The organism is Streptomyces sp. NRRL F-6676, from assembly GCF_000725625.1.
Classification (GTDB): Bacteria; Actinomycetota; Actinomycetes; order Streptomycetales; family Streptomycetaceae; genus Streptomyces.
The window spans coordinates 232,331-252,268 of sequence record NZ_JOHS01000008.1 but is presented as its reverse complement, the minus strand read 5'-3'; the positions used below and the strand labels follow the sequence as shown (position 1 = coordinate 252,268).

24 protein-coding genes are annotated in these 19,938 nt (G+C 73.2%); 11 read left to right on the top strand and 13 right to left on the bottom strand.

Going from position 1 to position 19,938, the window contains the following annotated elements:
• Nucleotide 1: 1 nt before the first annotated feature.
• From IO29_RS07865 to IO29_RS07845, 5 genes are all read right to left on the bottom strand, one after another.
• Nucleotides 2-1,432, bottom strand: a complete 1,431-nt coding sequence (locus tag IO29_RS07865; RefSeq protein ID WP_051707372.1) for an MFS transporter — start codon at nt 1,430-1,432, stop codon at nt 2-4.
• 196 nt (nt 1,433-1,628) lie between these two features.
• Entirely contained in the window at nt 1,629-2,855 is a 1,227-nt protein-coding gene (locus IO29_RS07860) for an FAD-dependent monooxygenase (RefSeq protein WP_030377997.1), read from the bottom strand.
• 231 nt (nt 2,856-3,086) lie between these two features.
• Nucleotides 3,087-3,761, bottom strand: a complete 675-nt coding sequence (locus IO29_RS07855; RefSeq protein WP_030377996.1) for a ribonuclease H family protein — start codon at nt 3,759-3,761, stop codon at nt 3,087-3,089.
• 74 nt (nt 3,762-3,835) lie between these two features.
• Nucleotides 3,836-4,639 (bottom strand): VOC family protein, encoded by an 804-nt coding sequence (locus IO29_RS07850; RefSeq protein ID WP_030377995.1) that lies wholly within the window; start codon nt 4,637-4,639, stop codon nt 3,836-3,838.
• A 137-nt stretch (nt 4,640-4,776) separates the two neighbouring features.
• Nucleotides 4,777-5,259 (bottom strand): VOC family protein, encoded by a 483-nt coding sequence (locus tag IO29_RS07845; protein ID WP_030377994.1) that lies wholly within the window; start codon nt 5,257-5,259, stop codon nt 4,777-4,779.
• 309 nt (nt 5,260-5,568) lie between these two features.
• Here IO29_RS07845 and IO29_RS07835 point away from each other — a divergent pair, with 309 nt between their 5' ends.
• Nucleotides 5,569-6,207 carry an ATP-dependent Clp protease proteolytic subunit gene (locus tag IO29_RS07835; RefSeq protein WP_030377992.1) on the top strand — a complete coding sequence of 213 codons (639 nt, stop codon included), beginning with the start codon at nt 5,569-5,571 and terminating at the stop codon, nt 6,205-6,207.
• A gap of 2 nt (nt 6,208-6,209) precedes the next feature.
• A complete protein-coding gene (locus IO29_RS07830; RefSeq protein ID WP_030377991.1) occupies nt 6,210-6,812 on the top strand; it encodes a ClpP family protease in 603 nt (200 codons plus the stop codon).
• A gap of 65 nt (nt 6,813-6,877) precedes the next feature.
• Here the strand turns inward: IO29_RS07830 and IO29_RS07825 are convergent, their stop codons facing one another.
• Nucleotides 6,878-7,261, bottom strand: a complete 384-nt coding sequence (locus IO29_RS07825) for a helix-turn-helix domain-containing protein (RefSeq protein ID WP_030377990.1) — start codon at nt 7,259-7,261, stop codon at nt 6,878-6,880.
• A gap of 216 nt (nt 7,262-7,477) precedes the next feature.
• Here IO29_RS07825 and IO29_RS07820 point away from each other — a divergent pair, with 216 nt between their 5' ends.
• Nucleotides 7,478-7,858, top strand: coding sequence for a hypothetical protein (locus IO29_RS07820; protein WP_158709291.1), 381 nt, complete (start codon nt 7,478-7,480; stop codon nt 7,856-7,858).
• A 137-nt stretch (nt 7,859-7,995) separates the two neighbouring features.
• Nucleotides 7,996-8,883, top strand: coding sequence for an RNA polymerase sigma factor SigF (locus IO29_RS07815; RefSeq protein ID WP_030377988.1), 888 nt, complete (start codon nt 7,996-7,998; stop codon nt 8,881-8,883).
• Nucleotides 8,884-9,014: 131 nt separating this feature from the next.
• On the opposite strand, the gene IO29_RS07810 is transcribed toward IO29_RS07815, so the two are convergent.
• From IO29_RS07810 to IO29_RS07800, 3 genes are all read right to left on the bottom strand, one after another.
• Nucleotides 9,015-9,455, bottom strand: a complete 441-nt coding sequence (locus IO29_RS07810) for a response regulator (RefSeq protein WP_030377987.1) — start codon at nt 9,453-9,455, stop codon at nt 9,015-9,017.
• Complete coding sequence (locus tag IO29_RS07805) at nt 9,452-10,690, bottom strand: PP2C family protein-serine/threonine phosphatase (protein WP_033224726.1); 1,239 nt, start codon at nt 10,688-10,690, stop codon at nt 9,452-9,454. The genes IO29_RS07810 and IO29_RS07805 overlap by 4 nt, the downstream gene beginning before the upstream one ends.
• Nucleotides 10,691-10,776: 86 nt before the next feature.
• A complete protein-coding gene (locus tag IO29_RS07800) occupies nt 10,777-11,229 on the bottom strand; it encodes an ATP-binding protein (RefSeq protein ID WP_030377985.1) in 453 nt (150 codons plus the stop codon).
• A 230-nt stretch (nt 11,230-11,459) separates the two neighbouring features.
• On the opposite strand from IO29_RS07800, the gene IO29_RS38830 reads away from it, so the two are divergent.
• The 4 genes from IO29_RS38830 to IO29_RS07785 all read left to right on the top strand — a co-directional run bounded on the left by IO29_RS38830 (nt 11,460) and on the right by IO29_RS07785 (nt 14,006).
• Complete coding sequence (locus IO29_RS38830) at nt 11,460-11,606, top strand: hypothetical protein (protein WP_199806840.1); 147 nt, start codon at nt 11,460-11,462, stop codon at nt 11,604-11,606.
• Complete coding sequence (locus IO29_RS07795) at nt 11,603-12,190, top strand: PRC-barrel domain-containing protein (RefSeq protein ID WP_030377984.1); 588 nt, start codon at nt 11,603-11,605, stop codon at nt 12,188-12,190. Before IO29_RS38830 ends, IO29_RS07795 begins: the two co-directional genes overlap by 4 nt.
• Nucleotides 12,190-12,609 carry a PRC-barrel domain-containing protein gene (locus tag IO29_RS38450; protein ID WP_051707381.1) on the top strand — a complete coding sequence of 140 codons (420 nt, stop codon included), beginning with the start codon at nt 12,190-12,192 and terminating at the stop codon, nt 12,607-12,609. Before IO29_RS07795 ends, IO29_RS38450 begins: the two co-directional genes overlap by 1 nt.
• A gap of 194 nt (nt 12,610-12,803) precedes the next feature.
• Nucleotides 12,804-14,006, top strand: a complete 1,203-nt coding sequence (locus IO29_RS07785; protein WP_030377982.1) for a streptophobe family protein — start codon at nt 12,804-12,806, stop codon at nt 14,004-14,006.
• 15 nt (nt 14,007-14,021) lie between these two features.
• On the opposite strand, the gene IO29_RS07780 is transcribed toward IO29_RS07785, so the two are convergent.
• The gene (locus IO29_RS07780) at nt 14,022-14,432 is read right to left on the bottom strand and encodes a hypothetical protein (protein ID WP_030377981.1); all 411 of its coding nucleotides are present in this window, start codon (nt 14,430-14,432) and stop codon (nt 14,022-14,024) included.
• 359 nt (nt 14,433-14,791) lie between these two features.
• On the bottom strand, nt 14,792-15,784 hold the full coding sequence (gene mgrA / locus IO29_RS07775) for an L-glyceraldehyde 3-phosphate reductase (RefSeq protein WP_030377980.1): 993 nt from the start codon (nt 15,782-15,784) through the stop codon (nt 14,792-14,794).
• 138 nt (nt 15,785-15,922) lie between these two features.
• Here mgrA and IO29_RS07770 point away from each other — a divergent pair, with 138 nt between their 5' ends.
• On the top strand, nt 15,923-16,825 hold the full coding sequence (locus IO29_RS07770; RefSeq protein ID WP_030377979.1) for a LysR family transcriptional regulator: 903 nt from the start codon (nt 15,923-15,925) through the stop codon (nt 16,823-16,825).
• Between the two features lie 186 nt (nt 16,826-17,011).
• A complete protein-coding gene (locus IO29_RS07765; RefSeq protein ID WP_030377978.1) occupies nt 17,012-17,527 on the top strand; it encodes a mycothiol transferase in 516 nt (171 codons plus the stop codon).
• 9 nt (nt 17,528-17,536) lie between these two features.
• Here IO29_RS07765 and IO29_RS07760 read toward each other — a convergent pair whose 3' ends face one another.
• Nucleotides 17,537-18,625, bottom strand: coding sequence for an adenosine deaminase (locus tag IO29_RS07760; protein WP_030377977.1), 1,089 nt, complete (start codon nt 18,623-18,625; stop codon nt 17,537-17,539).
• A 57-nt stretch (nt 18,626-18,682) separates the two neighbouring features.
• Entirely contained in the window at nt 18,683-19,087 is a 405-nt protein-coding gene (locus IO29_RS07755) for a VOC family protein (protein ID WP_030377976.1), read from the bottom strand.
• 123 nt (nt 19,088-19,210) lie between these two features.
• On the opposite strand from IO29_RS07755, the gene IO29_RS07750 reads away from it, so the two are divergent.
• A complete protein-coding gene (locus IO29_RS07750; RefSeq protein WP_030377975.1) occupies nt 19,211-19,921 on the top strand; it encodes a dienelactone hydrolase family protein in 711 nt (236 codons plus the stop codon).
• The last annotated feature ends 17 nt before the right edge of the window (nt 19,922-19,938 follow it).

Sequence of the window (19,938 nt, the reverse complement as noted above, 5' to 3'; positions counted from 1 at the left end):
GTCACGCTCCTTCCAGCGCCCCGTCCTCGGGGACCCGCTCCCGTACGGTCCTGCTCCCGCCCCCGTCGCGGCGGCCGGCGGGCGAGCCGGGGATGGCGAGGGCGACGACGCAGGCCACCAGGGCGACGGTACCCGCCATCGCGAACGACAGCAGATAGCCGTGCAGCGTGGGCACCGGGGCGCCGCCGATGCCACGGGTGTGGTGGACGAGTACGGCGGCGACGGCCGCGCTGCACGTGGCCTGCCCGATCGTGCGCATCAGGACGTTGACGCCGTTCGCGGACGCCGTCTGCCCGGCCGGCACCGCCCGCAGGATCAGCGTGGGCAGGGCCGAGTAGGAGAGCGTGGTGCCGAGGGACACCACCGCCGACCCCGTGATGATCATCCACAGGTCGGTGCTGTCCGCGATCCGCATGACATAGCCGGCGACGATGACGCCGGCGCCGAGGGCGAGTGTCACGCGGGGGCCGCGCGCGGTGGAGATCCGGGCCGAGACCGGCGAGAACAGCAGCATGATCACCCCGCTGGGCAGCAGGCACAGGCCGCTGGCCACGATGGACAGCCCGAGCCCGTATCCGGTGGCCTTCGGCGCCTGGACGAGCTGGGCGGTGACGAGCGAGTTGGCGTAGAAGCCGAAGCCGACGAGGAGCGCGGTGAGGTGCGGCAGCGCCACGCGCGGCCGGACGGCGAGGCGCAGATCGACCAGCGGCCGCGCGGCACGCCGCTGCTGGACCCACCACGCGCTCATCACCAGCACGGCGGCGCCGAACAGGCCGAGGACGCGCGGGCTCGTCCAGCCCCAGGTGCCGCCCTGCGACACCGCGAGGAGCAGCGCGACGAGCCCCGCGGCCAGGCCGAGCGCGCCGAGCACGTCGAAGCGTCCGGGCTCGCGCACCGGCGACTCGCGCACCGCCCACCAGGCCAGCGCGACGCCGCTCGCGCCCAGCGCGCTGGTCACCCAGAACATCACGTGCCAGTCGGCGTACTGCACGATCAGCGCGGTGAGCGGCAGCCCGAGCGCGGCGCCGATGCCGACGGTGGAACTCATCAGCGCCACCGCCGAACCGGTCCGCTCCGGCGGCAGTTCGTCCCGCAGGATGCTGATCGACAGCGGGACGACGGCGGCGGCCGCGCCCTGCAACGCCCGGGCCGCGATGAGGACACCGATCGTGGAGGTCAGGGCGCACATCACGGAGCCGAGCGTCATCAGCGCGAGGGCGCCGAGCAGTACCCGCCGCTTGCCGTACATGTCACCGGCGCGGCCCAGCACGGGGGTGAGGACCGCGCCGGACAGCAGGGTGGCGGTGACCGTCCAGGAGACGGCGCCCGGCGAGGAGCCGGTGAGCCGGGGCAGGTCGGGCAGCAGCGGCACGACGACCGTCTGCATCACCGCCATGAGGATGCCGCCGTAGGCCAGCGCCGGAATCGTCATCCGCTCCCGCAGCCCCGCCCGTCCGCCGGGCTCCGGGGGTGTGCCGGGGCCGGTGGACGGGGTGGGTATCGGGGCCACGGATGCTCCAGAGGGCGGTGCGGCGCGGCGGGGCCGCGCGGAAAGCGGGTGAATGGTTATTCACCTTACCGGGTGAATCGCCATTCACCCCTCTCGGTCACCCGGCAACCGGCCCGCCTCAGCGCGGCGTTCGGGCGGCGTGCACGGTGCGGGCCAGCCGCGGGCCGAGCCAGCGCTTCAGCCGGCGCAGCGCCTCGACCTGTCCCGCCGCCCGGTCCAGGTGGTAGTAGAGCTGCGGCGGCACGTACGGCAGCAGCGGGGAGTGCCGCTGGCCGAGCAGGGCGAACATCCGCTCGGGCGGCAGATCGATGTAGCGCGTGAGGTTCTCGTACCACTGGGCGCTGTGCCGGGCGGCGCTCTGCACATGCAGCAGCTCGCTCCGGCGCCGGCGTTCGTACCCGGCGAGCGCGGCGGGCAGCGCGGTGCGGTCGCCGCCGGCGCCGTGCGTGTGCAGCGACTCGGCCAGGGCGCAGGCGTCCTCCAGTGCGAGGGTGGTGCCGGCGCCGATCGAGTAGTGGGTGGTGTGGGCGGCGTCGCCGAGCAGGACGGTGTTGCCGCGGTGCCAGGTGCGGTTGGTGAGGGTGCGGAAGGTGAGCCACTGGGCGGCGCCGTCGGGCCGGGGGCGGCTCAGGAGCGGGTGGCCGTCGAGCACGTCGGCGAACAGCTTCTCCAGCAGGGCGCGGCCGTCGGCCTCGGTCGCCCGGTCCAGGCCGAGTCCGGCCCAGGTCTCGGGGGCGCACTCGACGACGACGGTGCTGCGGTCGGCGGCGTAGGCGTAGCCGTAGCACCAGATCCAGCCGTGGTCGGTCTCGACGAAGGCGAAGGTGAAGGAGTCGAAGACCTTGGTGGTGCCGAGCCAGATGTAGCGGTTGCGGCCGTGGGTGAGGTCGCTGCCGTAGTGGTCGGGGTGGCGGGTGCGGACGGCGCTGTGGACGCCGTCGCCCGCGACGACGAGGTCGGCGTCGGGGAGCGGGCCGTCGGCGGGGATCTCGTCCTCGTAGGCGATCGTGACGCCGAGGGCGGTGGCACGGGCGGCGAGGAGGTCGAGGAGGCGGTGGCGGCCGATGCCGAAGCCCTCGTCGCCGTGGTGGACGGTGGTGCGGCCGCGGAGGTGGGCGGTGCCGTCGCTCCAGCGGACGGAGTGGGCGCGGAGGGTGTCGGCGGAGGCGGGGTCGTGGGTGCGGAGGCGGTCGAGGAGGGGGGACCAGTAGGTGACGCCCCAGCCGTAGGTGGAGCCGGCGGGGTCGCGTTCGTGGACGGTGACGTGGTGGGACGGGTCCTGGAGTTTCATCAGGATCGCGAAGTAGAGGTTCGCGGGGCCGCCGCCGATGCACGTGATCTTCACGCGGGTCCTTCTGGGGTTGCGGTACGGGTGCGATCGGTTGCGGAGCGTAGCAGTCGGGGTGCGCGTCGAGACCCTTTTCCGCCCCGCCGCCCCTGCCCTTCCCGCCCCCGGACCCCCCGCGAAAAGATCGCGCGGTTCCCCGCGCCCCTCGAGGGGCGCGGGGAACCGCGCGACAAGCCGCCACGGGCCGTCAGCGGCCCCGGCGTCCCGCCTCGGGGCGGGGCCCCGAGGTCACGTCGCGGTGCGGCACTCCGGGTGGCCCCAGCCCTTGTCGTTCTTGGCGATGTCCTCGCCCGCTCCGTAGGAGCGGCCGCACACGCACCGGCCGGGGAACTTCGCCTTGATCGTGCGGGCGGCACCGCGGGAGGCCGTTCGCTTCCGGGGAGCCGTGGCCACCGGCGCGGACGACGGCGCCGGCTCCGGGGACCCCAGCTCGCTGCCCGCCGGCTCCTGCACCACCGCCGCCTGGCTCGCCGCCCGGTCCGCGAAGTCGTTGAGCCGGTCGCCGTCCACCTGGTGGGCCGGCACATACCGGAACTCGACCTCGCGGCCGTCGAGCAACGCGTCGATCCGCTCGACCAGTTCCTGGTTGGCGACCGGCTTGCCCGCCGCCGTCTTCCAGCCCTTGCGCTTCCACCCCGGCAGCCACTTGGTGACCGCGTTCATCGCGTACTGGGAGTCCATCCGGATCTCCAGCGGCACGTCCGGGTCCACCGCCGACAACAGCCGCTCCAGGGCGGTCAGTTCGGCGACGTTGTTGGTCGCCTTCCCCAGCGGCCCGGCTTCCCAGCGGGCCGGGATCTCGGCGTCGTCCGCGACGACCCAGGCCCAGCCCGCGGGTCCGGGGTTTCCCTTCGACGCCCCGTCACAGGCGGCCACCACACGTTCCAGCATGCCCCCGATCATGCCACGCCCGGCCGGCCGCCCCGTACGGCCGGCCACTCCCCCGGGCGGGCGGCGCCACGGCGCGGCGCCCGGCGTTACGACACGTCCGACAGCTCCGGCATCTCCCCCTCGCGCTTCGTCATGTCGATCACGGTGAACGCCGCCCCCTGCGGGTCGCTCAGCGCGGCGAACCGCCCGAACGGGCTGTCCATCGGGCCGAACCGCAGCACGCCCCCGCGCCCGGTGGCGCGCCGGACCGCCTCGTCGCAGTCGTCCACCGCGAAGTAGATGTTGACGTACGAGGGGACCTCCGGCGGGAAGTCGTCGGTCATCCGCATCCGGCCGAGCACCGGATCGCCGCCCTCGCCGTGGCGGAAGACCAGGAAGTCGACGGCGTCGTCCGCCATCCGCTGCGCGCGGTAGGGGAAGACGGCGGTGAAGAAGGGGTCGGACTTCTCCGGTGCGCGGGTGAAGACCTCGGCCCAGCAGTACGCCCCGGGCACACCGGTGGCCTCGAAGCCCTCGTGGGTGCCGCCCTGCCAGACGCCGAAGACGGCGCCGCTCGGATCGCGGGCGAGCGCCATGGTGCCGAAGTCGCCCACACGCATCGGCTCCAGCAGTATCTCGCCGCCGTTGTCCCGGATCCGGCCGGCGGTCGCGGCGGCGTCGGACGAGGCCAGGTACAGGCACCACGCGGAGTGCCCCTCCTGCCCCGGCATCGGCGGTACGACGGCGGCGACCGCCTTGCCGTCGGAGTACGCCTGCGTGTAGTTGCCGTACTCGCTGGACGTCTCGCCGAAGGTCCAGCCGAGTACATCGCCGTAGAAGCTCTTGGCTCCCTCCACGTCACTGAACATCGCGTCCGCCCAGACGGGCGTTCCCTCGGGTGGTGCGGCCATGTCGATCACCTTTCCCGGTTCGTGTCGGACGGGTCCCGTCGCTCATGTCCCACGCTAGTCAGGGTGGGTGCGGGCCGCCCCCCGAGCGGCCCGCACCGCTCTTGGTGGGCCGCCGGCACCGCGGCGGCCGGGTTCGCTCACTCCCCCGCGTACGCCCTCTCCAGCGGCGCGATGTCCAGCTTGGACATCGAGAGCATCACCTGTACGACCCGGTCGGCCCTCTCCCGGTCCTGGTCGGCGGCCATGTCGAGGAGCCGGCGCGGGACGACCTGCCAGGAGACGCCGAACCGGTCCTTGAGCCAGCCGCAGGGGCCGTGCTCCCCGCCGCCCTCGGTGAGCCGGTTCCAGTAGTGGTCGACGTCCTCCTGGTCGTCGCACATGACCTGGAAGGAGACCGCCTCGTTGAAGGTGAACTGCGGCCCGCCGTTGAGCGCCACGAACTCCTGGCCGTTGGCCGTGAACTCCACGGTCAGGACCGAGCCGGTGGGTCCGGGGCCGTTCTCGGTGCAGGTGACCGTGCGGCCGAGCCGGGAGTTCTTGAACACCGACACGTAGAAGCCGGCCGCCTCCTCCGCTTTGCCGTCGAACCACAGACATGTGATGAATCCGTCGCCGGCCATGGGTTCCTCCTCGGGTCGCGCTCCGTCGCGCTTCGGTTCTCGTCCCGTCCTCGCCGTGCACGAGGACCGTCACCCCCTACGACCGATCCCGGCCCGGAAACTCATCGGTGGCGGCCCGCCACGACTTTTCGGTGGCCCGCCACGACTCCTCGGTGGCCCGCCGCGACTCCTCGGTGGCCCGCCGCACGAGGGGGCTGGCGGCCTCCGCTCTGCCCCTGGCGAATTCGCCGACGGCCGAGAACGCGACTGCGACGGCCCCGCGCGGCCGACAGTGAAGGCAGTACGAGCACGCCGCACCGAGGAGGACCCATGGCTCCACCGCTCACGTTCGCGCCCCGCGCCGGGGAGGGCGACACCCCGCCGAACCGCTTCGACGACCAGCTCGCCGCGCAGCTGCTCAACCAGCGGATCGTCTTCCTGGGGACCCAGGTCGACGAGGTCTCCGCCAACCGGATCTGCGCGCAGCTGCTCCTGCTGTCCGCGGAGGACCCGCGCACCGACATCGGTCTCTACATCAACAGCCCGGGCGGCTCGGTCACGGCCGGGCTGGCCATCTACGACACCATGCGGCTGATCCCCAACGACGTCTCGACGCTGGTGATGGGCTTCGCGGCCAGCATGGGCCAGTTCCTGCTGACCGTCGGCGCGCCCGGCAAGCGGCTGGCGCTGCCGAACGCGCGGATCATGATGCACCAGCCGTCGGCCGGGATCGGCGGGACCACGGCGGACATCGAGATCCAGGCGGAGAACCTGGAGTTCACCAAGAAGGCCATCGAGCGGATCACCGCCGAGCACACCGGCCAGAGCGAGGAGACGATCTCCCGCGACGGCGACCGGGACCGCTGGTTCACCGCCGAGCAGGCCAGGGAGTACGGAATCGTGGACCGGGTGGTGGAGTCGCTCGCCGACGTCCGCCCGGCCGCCTCGCGCCGGAAGATGGGGTTGTGATCATGGGTTCGTACACGGTGCCGTACGTCGTCGAGCGGACCGCGCAGGGCGAGCGCTCGTACGACGTCTTCAGCCGGCTGCTCAGCGAGCGGATCGTCTTCCTGGGCACGGAGATCGACGACGGGGTCGCCAATGTGGTGATCGCGCAGCTGCTGCACCTGGAGTCCGCCAACCCGGAGCAGGAGATCTCGGTCTACCTCAACTCCCCCGGCGGCTCCTTCACCTCCCTCATGGCGATCTACGACACGATGACGTTCGTGCGGGCGCCGATCTCCACGTTCTGCGTCGGGCAGGCGGCGTCGACGGCGGCGGTGCTGCTCGCGGGCGGCGATCCGGGGCGGCGGTTCGTCCTGGAACACGCGCGGGTGCTGCTGGGGCAGCCGGCCTCGGGCGGGTCGCAGGGCACGGTCTCGGACCTCTCCGTGCGGGCCAAGGAGATGGTGCGGATCCGCTCCCAGGTGGAGGAGGTGCTCTCCCGGCACACTCACCACGACGTCGCGACGCTGCGGGCGGACATGGACCGGGACAAGATCTTCACCGCGGAAGAGGCGGTCGCCTACGGGCTGGCCGACGAGGTACTGAGCCGCAGGCTGGTCTCCGTCTGACGGCCCTCGCGGCAGCGCCCCCGCCACCGGACGCCGTCCGGGCGGGGGCGCTGCCGTGCGTCGGCTCAGGCGGCCAGGCAGAGACCGCCGTGGGAGGCGGTCGGCGCCGCGGACCGGGGGTACCGGTTCAGCTCGCTCTGCGCCAGGGAGAGCAGGTCACCGAGCCCGAGCCCGAGGGCCCGGGCGGCGGCCGCGAGCACCTCCGAGGAGGCCTCCTTGCGGCCGCGCTCCAGCTCGGACAGGTACGGCATCGAGATCCGCGCCGCCTCGGCCACGTCCTTGAGCGTCCGCTCCTGTGCGAGCCGCTCCCGCCGCAGCACACCCCCGACGAGATCCCGCCACAACGGCTCCCGCCCGCCGGGCGCCCGCACCGGGGCATCCGGCGCCACCGAGGCGGGCACGGAACGAAGGGGAAGAACACGGACCTGTTGGGCGGCACGAGGGCTCATCGGCTGCATCCTCCCACCCTAGGGACGCCCGCCGCCGAGGGAACCCGGCGGCGTTCCGCCCTGGGAGAAGTCGACCGACGCGAAAGCCCGGTTCCGCCCGGGAGCGGAGACGGGCCCGGGCGGGACGTGCTGCCGGCCCGAAGCCCACCAGCCGTTGTGCATCGCCCCCGCCGGTGCGGCTCGGGAAGATGCTTGAATGCCCGGGTGATCGACATCGTGCTTTCTGTCGGAGCCGCGGTTCTCGTCGGGTGGCTGGTGCGCCGGAAGCGGCGGCGGGCGGACGCGGTGGCCGGTGGGGAGTCCGTCGGGGTGCCGTGCATGGTGAGGTGGCCGGGCCGGAGGGCTCGGTGGAAGGCGGGGCGGCTGGCCGTGGGAGGCGTCGGTCCTCTCGTCTGGAAGCCCGCGTTCGGCAGCCGGGAGGTGGCGTTGCCGGGCGGGCTGCGGCAGGCCGGGGTCCGCACGCCCTCGCTGCGGGAGGCGGTCAGTATCAATCCGGGGTCCCGGATCGTGCGGTGCGTGTCGTCCGACGGGGAGATCCTGATCGCGGTCATGCCGGAGGATCTGGACCGCGTGATCAAGGCTCTGGAGAGCGCGTAGCCCGCTGCCGAGAGCGCGCCGGAAAAATTTTTCGCGTGGGGGACATGCGATCCGGGATCCCGGGTATTCGCGCTGACACGACGCTTTGGACACGCCCGGTCAGAGCCGAAAGTTCGAGTTCCGTGGGAGAGGTAGTAATGGAAACCGCCATGAGCAGGCCGACGGTCGCCGCGAGCACGATCGGCACCGCGACTGGTGAGGACCCGCTGCCCACCGTCGTCGAACCGCGTGCGGTGGCCCCCCGTGACGCACGGGAGCTGTCCCGCCAGTTCTTCCAGCGCCTGCACACGCTGGAGGAGGGCACGCACGAGTACCAGTACGCGCGCAACACGCTGATCGAGATGAACATGTCGCTCGTGCGGTTCGCGGCGGGGCGCTTCCGCAACCGCGGTGACGACATGGAGGACATCGTCCAGGTCGGCATGATCGGTCTGATCAAGGCGATCGACCGGTTCGAGATCTCCCGCGAGGTGGAGTTCACCTCGTTCGCGCTGCCGTACATCGTCGGCGAGATCAAGCGGTTCTTCCGCGACACGACATGGGCCGTGCACGTGCCGCGCCGGCTCCAGGAGCTGCGCGTGGAGCTGGCCAAGGCGCGCGAGGAGCTGTCCAGCCGGCTGGACCGCGACCCGACCGTCGCCGAGCTGGCCACGCTGATGAACCTGCCCGAGAAGGATGTCGTCGAGGCCCAGATCGCGGCCAACGGCTACAACTCCTCCTCGCTGGACGCCGCCCTCTCCGGTGAGGACCAGGACGGCGAGGCCGTGCTGGCGGACTTCATCGGCGAGGAGGACGAGGCGATGGGCCTCGTCGAGGACTTCCACACGCTGGCCCCGCTGGTCGCGGAGCTGAGCGAGCGCGACCGCCGGATCATCCACATGCGGTTCGTCGAGGAGGCCACGCAGGCCGACATCGGCGCGCAGCTGGGCTGCTCGCAGATGCACGTCTCGCGGCTGATCAAGCGGATCATCGAGCAGCTGCGCACCGGGATGCTGGCCGACGTCGAGCGGGTCGAGTCCGCCTGACGGAGGCGTTCGAGTCCGTCCGACGGGGAGCGCTCACAGGGACGCCGTTACGCGCGGGTGGTGCCGGTTCCTCACCGATCGTCGAGGTGAGGGGCCGGCACCACCCGCGTGCGCATGCGCGTCCGCCGACGTCAGTTCCGCGGCAGCTTCACCACCGACACGAAGAACTCGTCGATCTGCCGCACCGCCGCGATGAACTGGTTGAGGTCGACCGGCTTGGTGACGTAGGCGTTGGCGTGCAGCCGGTAGCTGCGCAGGATGTCCTCCTCGGCGGAGGAGGTGGTGAGGACCACGACGGGGATGTGGGCGAGCTCCTCGTCGGACTTGATCCGCTGGAGCACCTGCCGGCCGTCGTACTTGGGCAGGTTGAGGTCGAGCAGGATGAGGTCCGGGCGGGGCGCGTCGCCGTACGCGCCGTCGCGGTAGAGGAAGTCGAGTGCCTCCTGGCCGTCCCGGACGACGTGCAGCGTGTTGTTGATCTTGTTGTCCTCGAACGCCTCACGGGTCATCAGCTCGTCGCCGGGGTCGTCCTCGACGAGCAGGACCTGGATGGGTTCGACGGGTGCGGTCACGGACGTGCTCCTTCGGTGCTCTTCGTCAGATGCAGGACGGCCACGTCGTCGGCGAGGCCGCCGTGGTCGGCGGTGCGGGTGGCGACCTCTTCGACGACGGCGTCGACGAAGGCGCGGCCGCGCAGCCCGGCGTGGGAGCGGGCCACGGCGAGCAGCCCGTCCTCGCCCAGCCGCCGGCCGGGGGCGACGACGCCCTCGAAGAGGCCGTCGGTGAACAGCGTCACCGCCTCGATGTCCGCGGCGGGCCGGGCCGTCTCCGGCCAGTGGACGTACCCGGGGACCACGCCGAGCGCGGGGCCCGGCGCCGGTTCGTGGAGTTCCATGCCGGTGCCGGTGCGCACCAGCAGCCCGGGGTGTCCGGCGCGGAGGGTGTGCAGCCGGCGGTGGTCCGCGTCGAGCCGCAGCACGGTCACCGTGGCGAAGAGGTACTCCTGGCCGCGCTCGGCGCACAGGATCTCCTCCAGGAGCCGGACCAGTTCGATGCCGACGCAGCCGGTGAGCACGGCGGCCCGCCAGGCCACGCGCAGGCACACCCCGAGGGCGGCCTCGACGGCGCCGTGCCCGGAGACGTCTCCGATGACGGCGTGCAGGGTGCCGTCGGCGGTCTCCACGACGTCGAAGAAGTCCCCGCCGAGCAGCGCGTGGTCTCGGCCGGGGCTGTAGCGGGAGAAGACCTTCAGCCGGTCGGAGCGGAGCAGCGGGACGGGCAGCAGCCCGCGCTCCAGCCGGGCGTTCTCCCGGGCGAGCAGCCGGCCGGCCTGGACCTCGGCGGCGGAGCGTTCGACCTGTTTGCGTTGCAGGGCGTAGCGCACGGCGCGGCCGAGGGCCTCCGGGCCGAGGCCGTCCTTGGCGAGGAAGTCCTGGGCGCCCGCGGCGACCGCGGCGAGCCCGGCCTCGTTCTCGGCGAGCCCGGTGAGCACCACGACGGCGGCCGCGGGGTGGTCCTCGCGCACGAGCCGTACGGCGTCCAGGCCCTGGGTGTCCGGCAGGTGCAGGTCGAGCAGGACGCACACGGGCGCGGGACGGCGACGTTCGAGGAAGGCGCGCGCCTCGGCGAGGGTCCTGCACCAGGTGACGTCCATCGACAGCCCGCTGTCGGCGAGCGTCTCGCGCACCAGCAAGGCGTCCCCGGCGTCGTCCTCGACCAGCAGCAGGGCGGCTGTGGGGTCCAGTACCCACACGGGATCCGCCGTGCCCACCCGTAATCCGCCGTGCGGCAGCGGACGGTCCGCCACGCTCACTCCCTCGGACGGCCGGCGCCCTGTGCCGGCGCCTCGTGTCGACGACGTGAGCATACTGGTCGGACGGTCGGGTGGTCCGATCAACGGCGCAGTGCGACGACGGCCCTGACGCACTTTCCGACCGGGACCCGTTCCGCGGTCACCCGGGCGGCGACGGCGTGCACGATCTCCAGTCCGTGCATGCCCACGCGTGCGGGGTCCCGGGGGAAGCGGCGGGGCAGGGCGGCGCTGCTGTCGTAGACCGCGACGGTCACGTCGGAGTCGGTGCCCTCCAGTTCGAGGATGTACGGGCCGTGGCTGTGCCGGTCCGCGTTGGTGACGAGCTCGCTCACCACCAGGAGCAGGTCGCCGACCGCCCGTTTGTCGACCGGTGCGCACCATTCGGAGCGGAGCTGTCCGAGGAACTGTTCCGCGAAGGTCCGGGCCTCGGCGATGGAGCCCGGTTCTCCCGAGTAGTGCGCGGCCCGTCGCAGCGGCTCGACGGGCATGTCGAAGTCAGTCGGTATCACCGCTCCGTCCAGGTACTCGGTCATTCGGTTCTCTCTCGCCGGGCCTGTTCCGTGCCGTGCGGCACCCGCGTCCACAGGCGCCGCACGAGTGCTCGTACCCAGCGATCGGCGGTGCAGTCCCACCGGAAATGCCGCGTACGTCACGTCCTGGCACGGCGTGCCGCGCCCGTGGCGCATCGGGCGGCCCGGGCGGGGCAGACGCACTGTGACGCGTCCGGCCGGCGGGTGCCGGGCCGGGGTGAGGAAGGTGCGCGATGGGCTGGTGGGTGTGGCTGGTCGTCGCGGTCGTGGCCGTGGCGGTGCTCTCCGGGCTCCTCCTGTGGTTGCAGGCGAGCCGGCGGTCGGGGACCGTCATCGCCGTGCAGCGGGGGCGCCGGGGCGGGAGGTGGGGCGTGCGATGAGCGCGCTGATGGAGGCGGGACGGCTGTCCGGGCGCCCGGTGGTGACGCTGGGCGGGGACGTCGTCGCCCAGGTGAAGGACACGGTCTTCGACGGCCCGGCCGGACGGGTCACGGGGTTCACGCTCAGCGGCCGGGGGCTGCTGGCGGGGCCGCTGCGGCAGAGTCTGCCGTGGACGGCGGTGCACGCGCTCGGCCCGCACGCGGTGATGATCCGCGGCCGGGAGGTGCTCGCCGAGCCGGCCGCGGTGGTGGCGCGCAAGGAGGCGGCACGCGGGCGGGTGCTGGGCGCGCGGGTCCTCACGGACACCGGCGCGGAGGTCGGGGTGGTGCTGGACGTGGTGGTCGAGGGCGGGGTCGGCGGACGGGTCGTGGGCTTCCGGGTCTCGGCGCGGGACGCGGTGGTGCCGGGGTCGCGGCGGCGCCGGCGCAAGGTGTATCTGCCGCGCGGGGAGACCCTCGCGGTGTCCGGGCGCGCGCTGGTGATCCCGGCCGACGCCACCCGCTTCGTCGCGGACGACCTCGCGGAGTTCGCGGACCAGGTGGCCGCGTACCGGGTGCGGGACGGGAAGGAGATCCATCCGTGATGCTGTACTCCGGGGTGGTCGGGCTGCCGGTGGTCACACTGGGCGAGGCGGCGGAGCTCGGCACGGTGGCGGGGCTCGAGGTGGACGTGGCGCGGAGCGGGATCGCGGGGGTGCGGGTCTCGGGGCGCGGGCGGGGGACGACGGTGCTGCCGTGGGCGGCGTTGCACGCGGTGGGGGCGGACGCGGTGCTCGTGGAGTCGGGGGCGGGCGCGGAGGGTGAGCGGCGGCGCGGGGCCGTGCCGAAGGTGGTGGGGCTGCGGGTGCTGTCGGAGGAGGGGGAGGAACGGGGCGTGGTGACGGACGTAGCGTTCGACGCGGTGACCGGCCGCCTGGAGAAGCTCCTCACGGACCTGGGCGAGATTCCGGCGGGGGCGGTGCGGGGGCTGGGCGACTACGCGTGGGTGGTGACGGCCGGTTGATTCCGCCCCCGCCGCCCCTGCCCTTCCCATCCCTTCAAGGGGCTCCGCCCCTTGGACCCCGACACGGGGCTTCGCCCCGTTTCGCGCCCACGCGGCGGAGCCGCATGGTGACACAGCCCCGCGCCCCTATCAGGGGCGGCGGGGGCGAGAAGACCCGACGCGCGCCACCCCTTCCGCATGCATAACGTGAAAAGGTGCGCACTTTCCGTAACTGGCTGCACGCCCTCACCGCCGTCCTCGGCACACTCCTCGCCATGGCCGTCACCGCCGCCCTCGGTCTCGCGGCGGCCGGTGCGACCGGGCTGCCCGCCGGCGCCTACCCGCGCGTCGTCGAGGCCGCCGTGGTGGCGGCGGTGGGCGGCGCCCTCACCCTCGACGGCCACGCCGGCGACCTCGCCGGCTCCCGCGCCGGGCTCACCCTGATGCCGCTGTCGGTCACCCTCGTCGGCGCCCTCGTCCTCGGCGCCGCCTTCCGCCGCCACGCCCGTACGGTGCGCCCCGCCGCCCACGCCGCCCGTATCGCCGTCCTCTGGCTGCCCGCTCTGCTCGCCCTCGCCCTCACCGCGCACCACACCTTCGAGGTCCCCCTCGGCGAGGGCACCCTCGGCGACCTGGGCGAGCTGTTCGGCCTCACTCCCGAGGTCGGCTTCACCACGGACGTGCCGGTGACCGTGCTCTTCGGGATGCTCTGGCTCGCGGGCGTCCTCGCCCTCGCCGTCGCCGTGTCCCGCACGGTGCCGCTGCCGCGCCCCCTCGAAGGGGCGCGCCCGGCGGCGTACGCCATGGTGGGGCTGCTGCTCGCGTACGTCGCGATCGGCGCCGTGATCGCACTGGTCGTGGCCGGCACCCGCGGTCAGCCCGCCCGCACCCTCGCCGTCGTCCTGCTGGGGCTGCCGAACGTCGTGTGGCCGGTCTTCACTCTCGGCCTCGGCGCGACCTGGCACGGCAGGGTGGACGGCCCCTTCGGACTGCCGATGCCGCACCTCCTCGACGAGGTGCTGCGCGCCCCCGACGTCTCCACCCTGAACCTCACCACCCTGGCCCGGCACGACGGGCGGGTCTGGTGGCTGGTCGCGGTGGACGCGGTGCTGGTGCTGTCCGCCGCGTACGTGGCCGCCGTCCGCTCCCCCGCCCGGACCCCGCTGTGGCGGCACGCGGTACGGACGGCGGTCGCGCTGGCGCTCACGGTCCTCGCCGTCTGTCTGACGGCCCGGATCTCGGCGCACTACGGGCTGTCACTGATCGGCATCGGCGACCTCGGCGGCGGGCTCTCCGGTGTCCTGTTCCTGCGCCCGGAGCCCTGGTCGGCGGTGGGGCTCGCGCTGGGGTGGGGGCTGGTCGCGGGCCTGCTGGGCGGGCTCGCGGCCCGGCGGGTGCGCGGGCACCGCTCCACGTGAGCGGAGCGTCCCCGGTCAGGCCGCCGGCGTCGACAGCGCGGAGGCGAAGCGCTGGATGCGCAGGGCGTCGACGGACTCGGCCAGCAGTTCGTACTCGGTGGTGTCGTCGCTGGTGGCGATCCGGACGAGGCGCCCGGCGGCCAGTTCGTCGGCGGCCAGTTCCTGCTGGCCGTCGTCGCCGCACCAGCCGCGCAGCAGGGTCGGGACGTCGGGGACGGTCTCGCCGACCGGGGCGATGGCGTTGGGCGGATAGAGGGGGTTGTCGGGGTGCGGGTCGAGGCGTTCGGCGATCCATAACGCCCGGTCGCGCATCCACCACAGGGCGAGCGCCAGGGTGGGGGCCCGGTAGGTGCCCAGCGGCACTCCGACCCGCCTGCCGCCGCAGATGCCGTAGGCGGTCACATGGCACAGGAATTCGTCGTGCACGTTCGTTCCCCCAGTGCGGCGCTCACTGCCGGGTCGGACCCGTCGTTCCCTCGTCTTCGCTCGCTGTCGCTGTGCACCCAGGGCCTGTGCGGGCCGACGGTGAAATGCCGCAGCGCGTTCCGATCGTCGCCGAATTGCCCTGAGTTCGAGTATCGTCACTCCTGACTCACTGTCACCATGCGGTTTCGGCCAGTCTCCTGACATATTCCGCGGCGGCGATGGCCGAAAAGCGGCGGGAGGGGCGCCGCCCCCTCCCACCGCTGGTCAACTCGTCGGCCCACGGGGCCTGTTGAGCCCCTTCCGGCCCGTCGGACCTTGCAGCCTTCTCAGTCCCTTGACGCCTCCGGCCCTTCAGCCCCTCAGCCCTTGACGAGCTCGTCGATCCGGGCGAGTTCCTCCGTGTCGAAGTCGAGCGCGCGCGTGGCCGCCACGCTGTCCTCGAGCTGCCGTGCGCTGCTCGCGCCGACCAGCGCCGAGGTGACGCGGCCGCCGCGCAGCACCCACGCGAGCGCGAGCTGCGCGAGGCTCTGGCCGCGGTCGCGGGCGAGGCCGTTGAGTGCGCGCAGCCGGCTCACCAGGTCCTCGGTGACCTTGTCGGCGGTGAGGAACGGGCTGTCGCTCGCGGCCCGGGAGTCCTCCGGGATGCCGTCGAGGTAGCGGCTGGTGAGCAGGCCCTGCTCCAGCGGCGAGTAGGCGATGGAGCCGACGCCCAGCTCGTCCAGCGCGTCCAGGAGCCCCTCGTCCTCGGGGCGCCGGTCGAGCATCGAGTAGCGCGGCTGGTGGATGAGGAGCGGGGTGCCCAGCTCGCCGAGGATGCGGGCGGCCTCGCGGGTCTGCTCCGGGGAGTAGTTGGAGACGCCGACGTAGAGCGCCTTGCCCTGCTGCACGGCGGAGTGCAGCGCGCCCATCGTCTCCTCGAGGGGAGTCTCCGGGTCGGGGCGGTGCGAGTAGAAGATGTCGACGTACTCCAGGCCCATCCGCGTGAGGCTCTGGTCGAGCGAGGACAGCAGGTACTTGCGCGAGCCCCATTCGCCGTACGGGCCCGGCCACATCAGATAGCCGGCCTTGGTGGAGATCACCAGCTCGTCGCGGTACGGCGTGAAGTCCGCCGTCAGGGCCTCGCCGAGCGCGGACTCGGCGGCACCGGGCGGCGGGCCGTAGTTGTTGGCGAGGTCGAAGTGCGTGACGCCGAGGTCGAAGGCGCGGCGCAGGATCTGCCGCTGGGTCTCGGCGGGCCGGTCGGGGCCGAAGTTGTGCCACAGGCCGAGCGAGAGCGCGGGCAGCTTCAGGCCGCTGCGCCCGGTGCGGCGGTAGGGCATGGCCTCGTAGCGTGCGGGATCTGCCGTGTACACGTGCACTCCAGGAAGGCTGTCTGTCTCGTCATGGGGCCGGCGCGGGGTGGTCACCGGCGCGCGCTCCACTCTCGTCCGCCGACCGCCAGCGGTCCAACAGAAGAATCGGATGGAACTCAGCGGTTACGCTTCTCAATCATGGAACTGCGCCATCTGCGGCACTTCGTGGCCGTCGCCGAGGACCGGCACTTCACCCGCGCGGCGGACCGGCTGCTGGTCTCGCAGTCGGGTCTGTCCGCCTCCGTACGGGCGCTGGAGCGTGAGTTGCAGGCGCCGCTGTTCGTGCGCACCACCCGCAGTGTGACGCTCACCGAGGCGGGGCGGGCGCTGTACGCCGAGGCGGTCCGCATCCTGGACCGGGTACGGGCGGCCCAGGAGGCGGTGGCGGCGGTGCAGGGCGTGCTGCGCGGCACGCTGTGCGTGGGGACCGAGCAGTGCATAGCGGGGGTGCGGGTGGCGCGGCTGCTCGCCGGGTTCCGGCGGCGCCATCCGGACGTGGAGATACGGCTGCGGCAAGCGGGGTCGGGGGCGCTGGCGGAGGAGGTCGCGGCGGGCGGGGTCGATCTGGCGTTCGCGGTACGGACGCCGGTGGCCGGGGACCAGCTGCGGTCGGTGCCGTTGGCGGCGGAGCCGATGACGGTGCTGTGCCATCCGGCGCACCGGCTGGCGGGGGGCGGGCCGGTGACGCCGGAGGAACTGGGCGGGGAGGAGTTCGTGGACTTCCACCCGGACTGGGGACCGCGGCGGACGACGGACGCGGTGTTCGGGGAGGCGGGGGTGCGGCGGACGGTGGCGCTGGAGGTGAGCGACGTGCACAGTCTGCTGGAGTTGGTGCAGGAGGGGCTGGGGGTGGCGGTGGTGCCGCGGCACTTCGGGGTGAAGCGGGAGGCCGGGGGGCTTGTGTCGTTGGCGTTGAAGGGGGTGGGTGAGCGGGCGTACGAGACGGTGGCGCTGCTGCCGGCGGAGGCGGCGACGAGTCCCGCCGCGCGGGCGCTGATGGGATTGCTGGAGGCGGACGGGGGTGGGGGTGCGGGAGGCTGAGTGGGAGTGCGGGACGGGGTTTTTCGCCCCCGCCGCCCCTACCCTTCCCGTCCCTTCGAGGGGCGCTGCCCCTTGGACCCCGTACGTGCGCGTGGGTGGGGCTTCTCGCGCAGTTCCCCGCGCCCCTTGCCGGCCGCGAACCCGTCGGTGGTCGCGGTGCGCACTCGGATGGGTCATGGTGGACGTATGCATGCGAAGGACATCCTCATCGACGCGTACAGCCGCATCCGGGAAGAGGTCCACGCCGCCGTCGACGGCCTCTCCCCCGACACCCTGAACGCGCCCCCCGCCGACGGCACCAACTCCATCGCCTGGCTCGTCTGGCACCTCACCCGCGTCCAGGACGACCACATCGCCGAGGTCGCCGGGCGCGACCAGGTCTGGCTCTCCGGGGGCTGGCGGAAGCGGTTCGCCCTCGACCTGCCCGCCGAGGACACCGGCTACGGCCACACCCCGGCGAAGGTCGCCGAGGTGCGCGTCGACTCGGCCGACCTGCTCACCGGGTACTACGACGCCGTCCACGAACAGACCCTGGCCCACCTCCGCGGGATCGGCGCGCAGGACCTGGACCGGATCGTGGACGAGCGCTGGGACCCGCCCGTCACGCTGGGCGCGCGCCTGGTGAGCGTGGTCTCCGACGACCTCCAGCACGCCGGCCAGGCCGCCTACGTACGGGGGCTGCTGGAGGCCTCGGCCGGCTGACGGACGCGGTCAGGAGCGGAGCACGGCCGCGTACCCCGGCAGCACCACGTCCTCGATGAGCGCGCGCCGCTCGTCGTACGGCAGGAACGCGCTCTCGAGCGCGTCGACCGTGACCGTCCGCAGGTCCGCGGCCGTCCAGCCGGCCTCCCGGACGAGGAGTTCCATCTCCCGGGTCATCGTCGTGCCCGACACCAGCCGGTTGTCGGTGTTGACGGTGACCCGGAAACCGAGGTCGCGCAGGGCCGTGATCGGGTGCCCGGCGATCGAGCCGGCCGCGCCGGTCTGGAGGTTGGAGGTGGGGCACATCTCCAGGGCGACGCGGCGGTCGCGGATCCAGCTCGCGAGGCGGCCGGGCCGGCCGTCCACGATGTCGTCCATGATGCGGACGCCGTGGCCGATGCGCTGGGCGCCGCACACCTGGAGCGCCTGGTGGATGCTGGGCAGTCCGTGGGCCTCGCCGGCGTGGATGGTGAACGGCATGTTCTCGCGGCGCAGGTGGGCGAAGGCGTCGAGATGGTCGGCGGGCGGGAAGCCGTCCTCGGCGCCGGCGATGTCGAAGCCGACGACGCCCGCGTCGCGGTAGGCCACCGCCAGTTCGGCCACCTCGCGGCAGCGGTCGAACATGCGCATCCCGCAGAGCAGGGTGCCCACGCGGACCGGGGTGCCGTCGGCCGCCGCCTTCGCCATGCCGGCGGCGAGGCCCTCCTGCACGGTCTCCACGACCTCCGCGAGGCCCAGTCCCCCGTCGACCATCAGCTCCGGGGCGTAGCGGACCTCGCCGTAGACGACGCCGTCCGCGGCGAGGTCGAGGACGTATTCCTCGGCCACGCGCAGCAGGCCCTCGCGGGTCCGCAGGACGGCGAGGGTGTGTTCGAAGGTGGCTATGTACCGCACGAGGTCGCCGGAGCCCGCGGCCGCGCGGAACCAGTCGGCCAGGGCCGCCGGGTCGGTGGCGGGGAGGGGGTGGCCGACGCGTGCGGCCAGTTCGACGAGGGTCGCGGGGCGCAGTCCGCCGTCGAGGTGGTCGTGCAGGACGGCCTTGGGGAGCCGGCGGAGGGTGTCGGTGTCGAGGGTGCGGGGTTCGAGGGTGGTGGTCATGCCGGTCGGTGCTGCCTGTCTCTGGGTGGTTTCGGTGGTCGGTGAGGTTGTCGTCGTTCAGGTGGCGGGGGTGGCGGGCTGGAGGAGGTCCCAGCGGTTGCCGTAGAGGTCCTGGAAGACGGCGACCGTGCCGTACGGCTCGTGCCGGGGCTCCTCCAGGAAGGTGACGCCGGCGGCGCGCATCCGGGCGTGGGCGCCGGCGAAGTCGTCGGTGTGCAGGAAGAGGCCCACGCGGCCGCCGGTCTGGTCGCCGACGCGGGCGCGCTGGGGGTCGTTCTTCGCGCGGGCGAGCAGCAGCCCGGTGCCGCCGGCGGGCGTCCCGGCGGGTTCGACGACGACCCAGCGGGAGCCGTCGGGGCGGGGCGCGTCCTCGACGAGCCGGAAGCCGAGGGCGTCGGTGTAGAAGCGGATCGCCTCGTCGTAGTCGGCGACGACGAGGGTGACCAGGGCGATGCGGTTCATGGGCGTAGGTTATACGTAACACGGGGCGGGTGCGTGGCATGGTTGAAGATCACGCCGGGCGTGCGGTCCCGGCGCCCGCAGCGAAGGCGTTCTTCACCGCCTCCCCCACAGGAGTTGAGCACGTTGTCCGAACTGCCGAAGTCCACCGGTGCCCCCGCCCACCAGAACGTGACCTTCCCGAGCGCCGGTACGACGGCCCACGGGTATCTGGCGCTCCCGCCGTCCGGGCGGGGGCCCGGGGTCGTCGTCATCCAGGAGTGGTGGGGGCTGACCGACCACATCGCCGACGTCACCCGTCGGCTGGCCGCGGAGGGGTTCGTGGCCCTCGCCCCCGATCTGTACGGCGGCAATGTCGCCCACGACAGTGACGAAGCCCTGCGGATGATGCGGGCGCTGCCGGTGGCGCGCGGGGTGGAGCTGCTGTCCGGGGCGGTCGACCATCTGCTGGGGCTGCCGGAGGTGACCTCCGAGACGGTCGGGTCGGTCGGGTTCTGCATGGGCGGCGGGTTCGTGCTGTACCAGGCGGCGGCGGACCCGCGGGTGAGCGCGGCGGTGCCGTTCTACGGCGTCATCCAGGGGGAGATGCCGGACTTCTCCGGGCTGCGGGCGGAGGTGCTGGGGCACTACGGGGAGCGGGACGAGAGCATTCCGCAGGAGCGGCTGGAGGAACTGGCGGAGGCGATCCGGCGGGGCGCGGGCGTCGAGCCGGATCTGCGGGTGTATCCCGCGGGTCACGCGTTCTTCAACGACGGCCGGCCGGAGGCGTACGACGCGGAGGCGTCGGCGGCGGCATGGGAGAGCACGCTCGCGTTCCTCCGACGCCGGCTGGGATAGCCCCCGGCGGTCTCCCG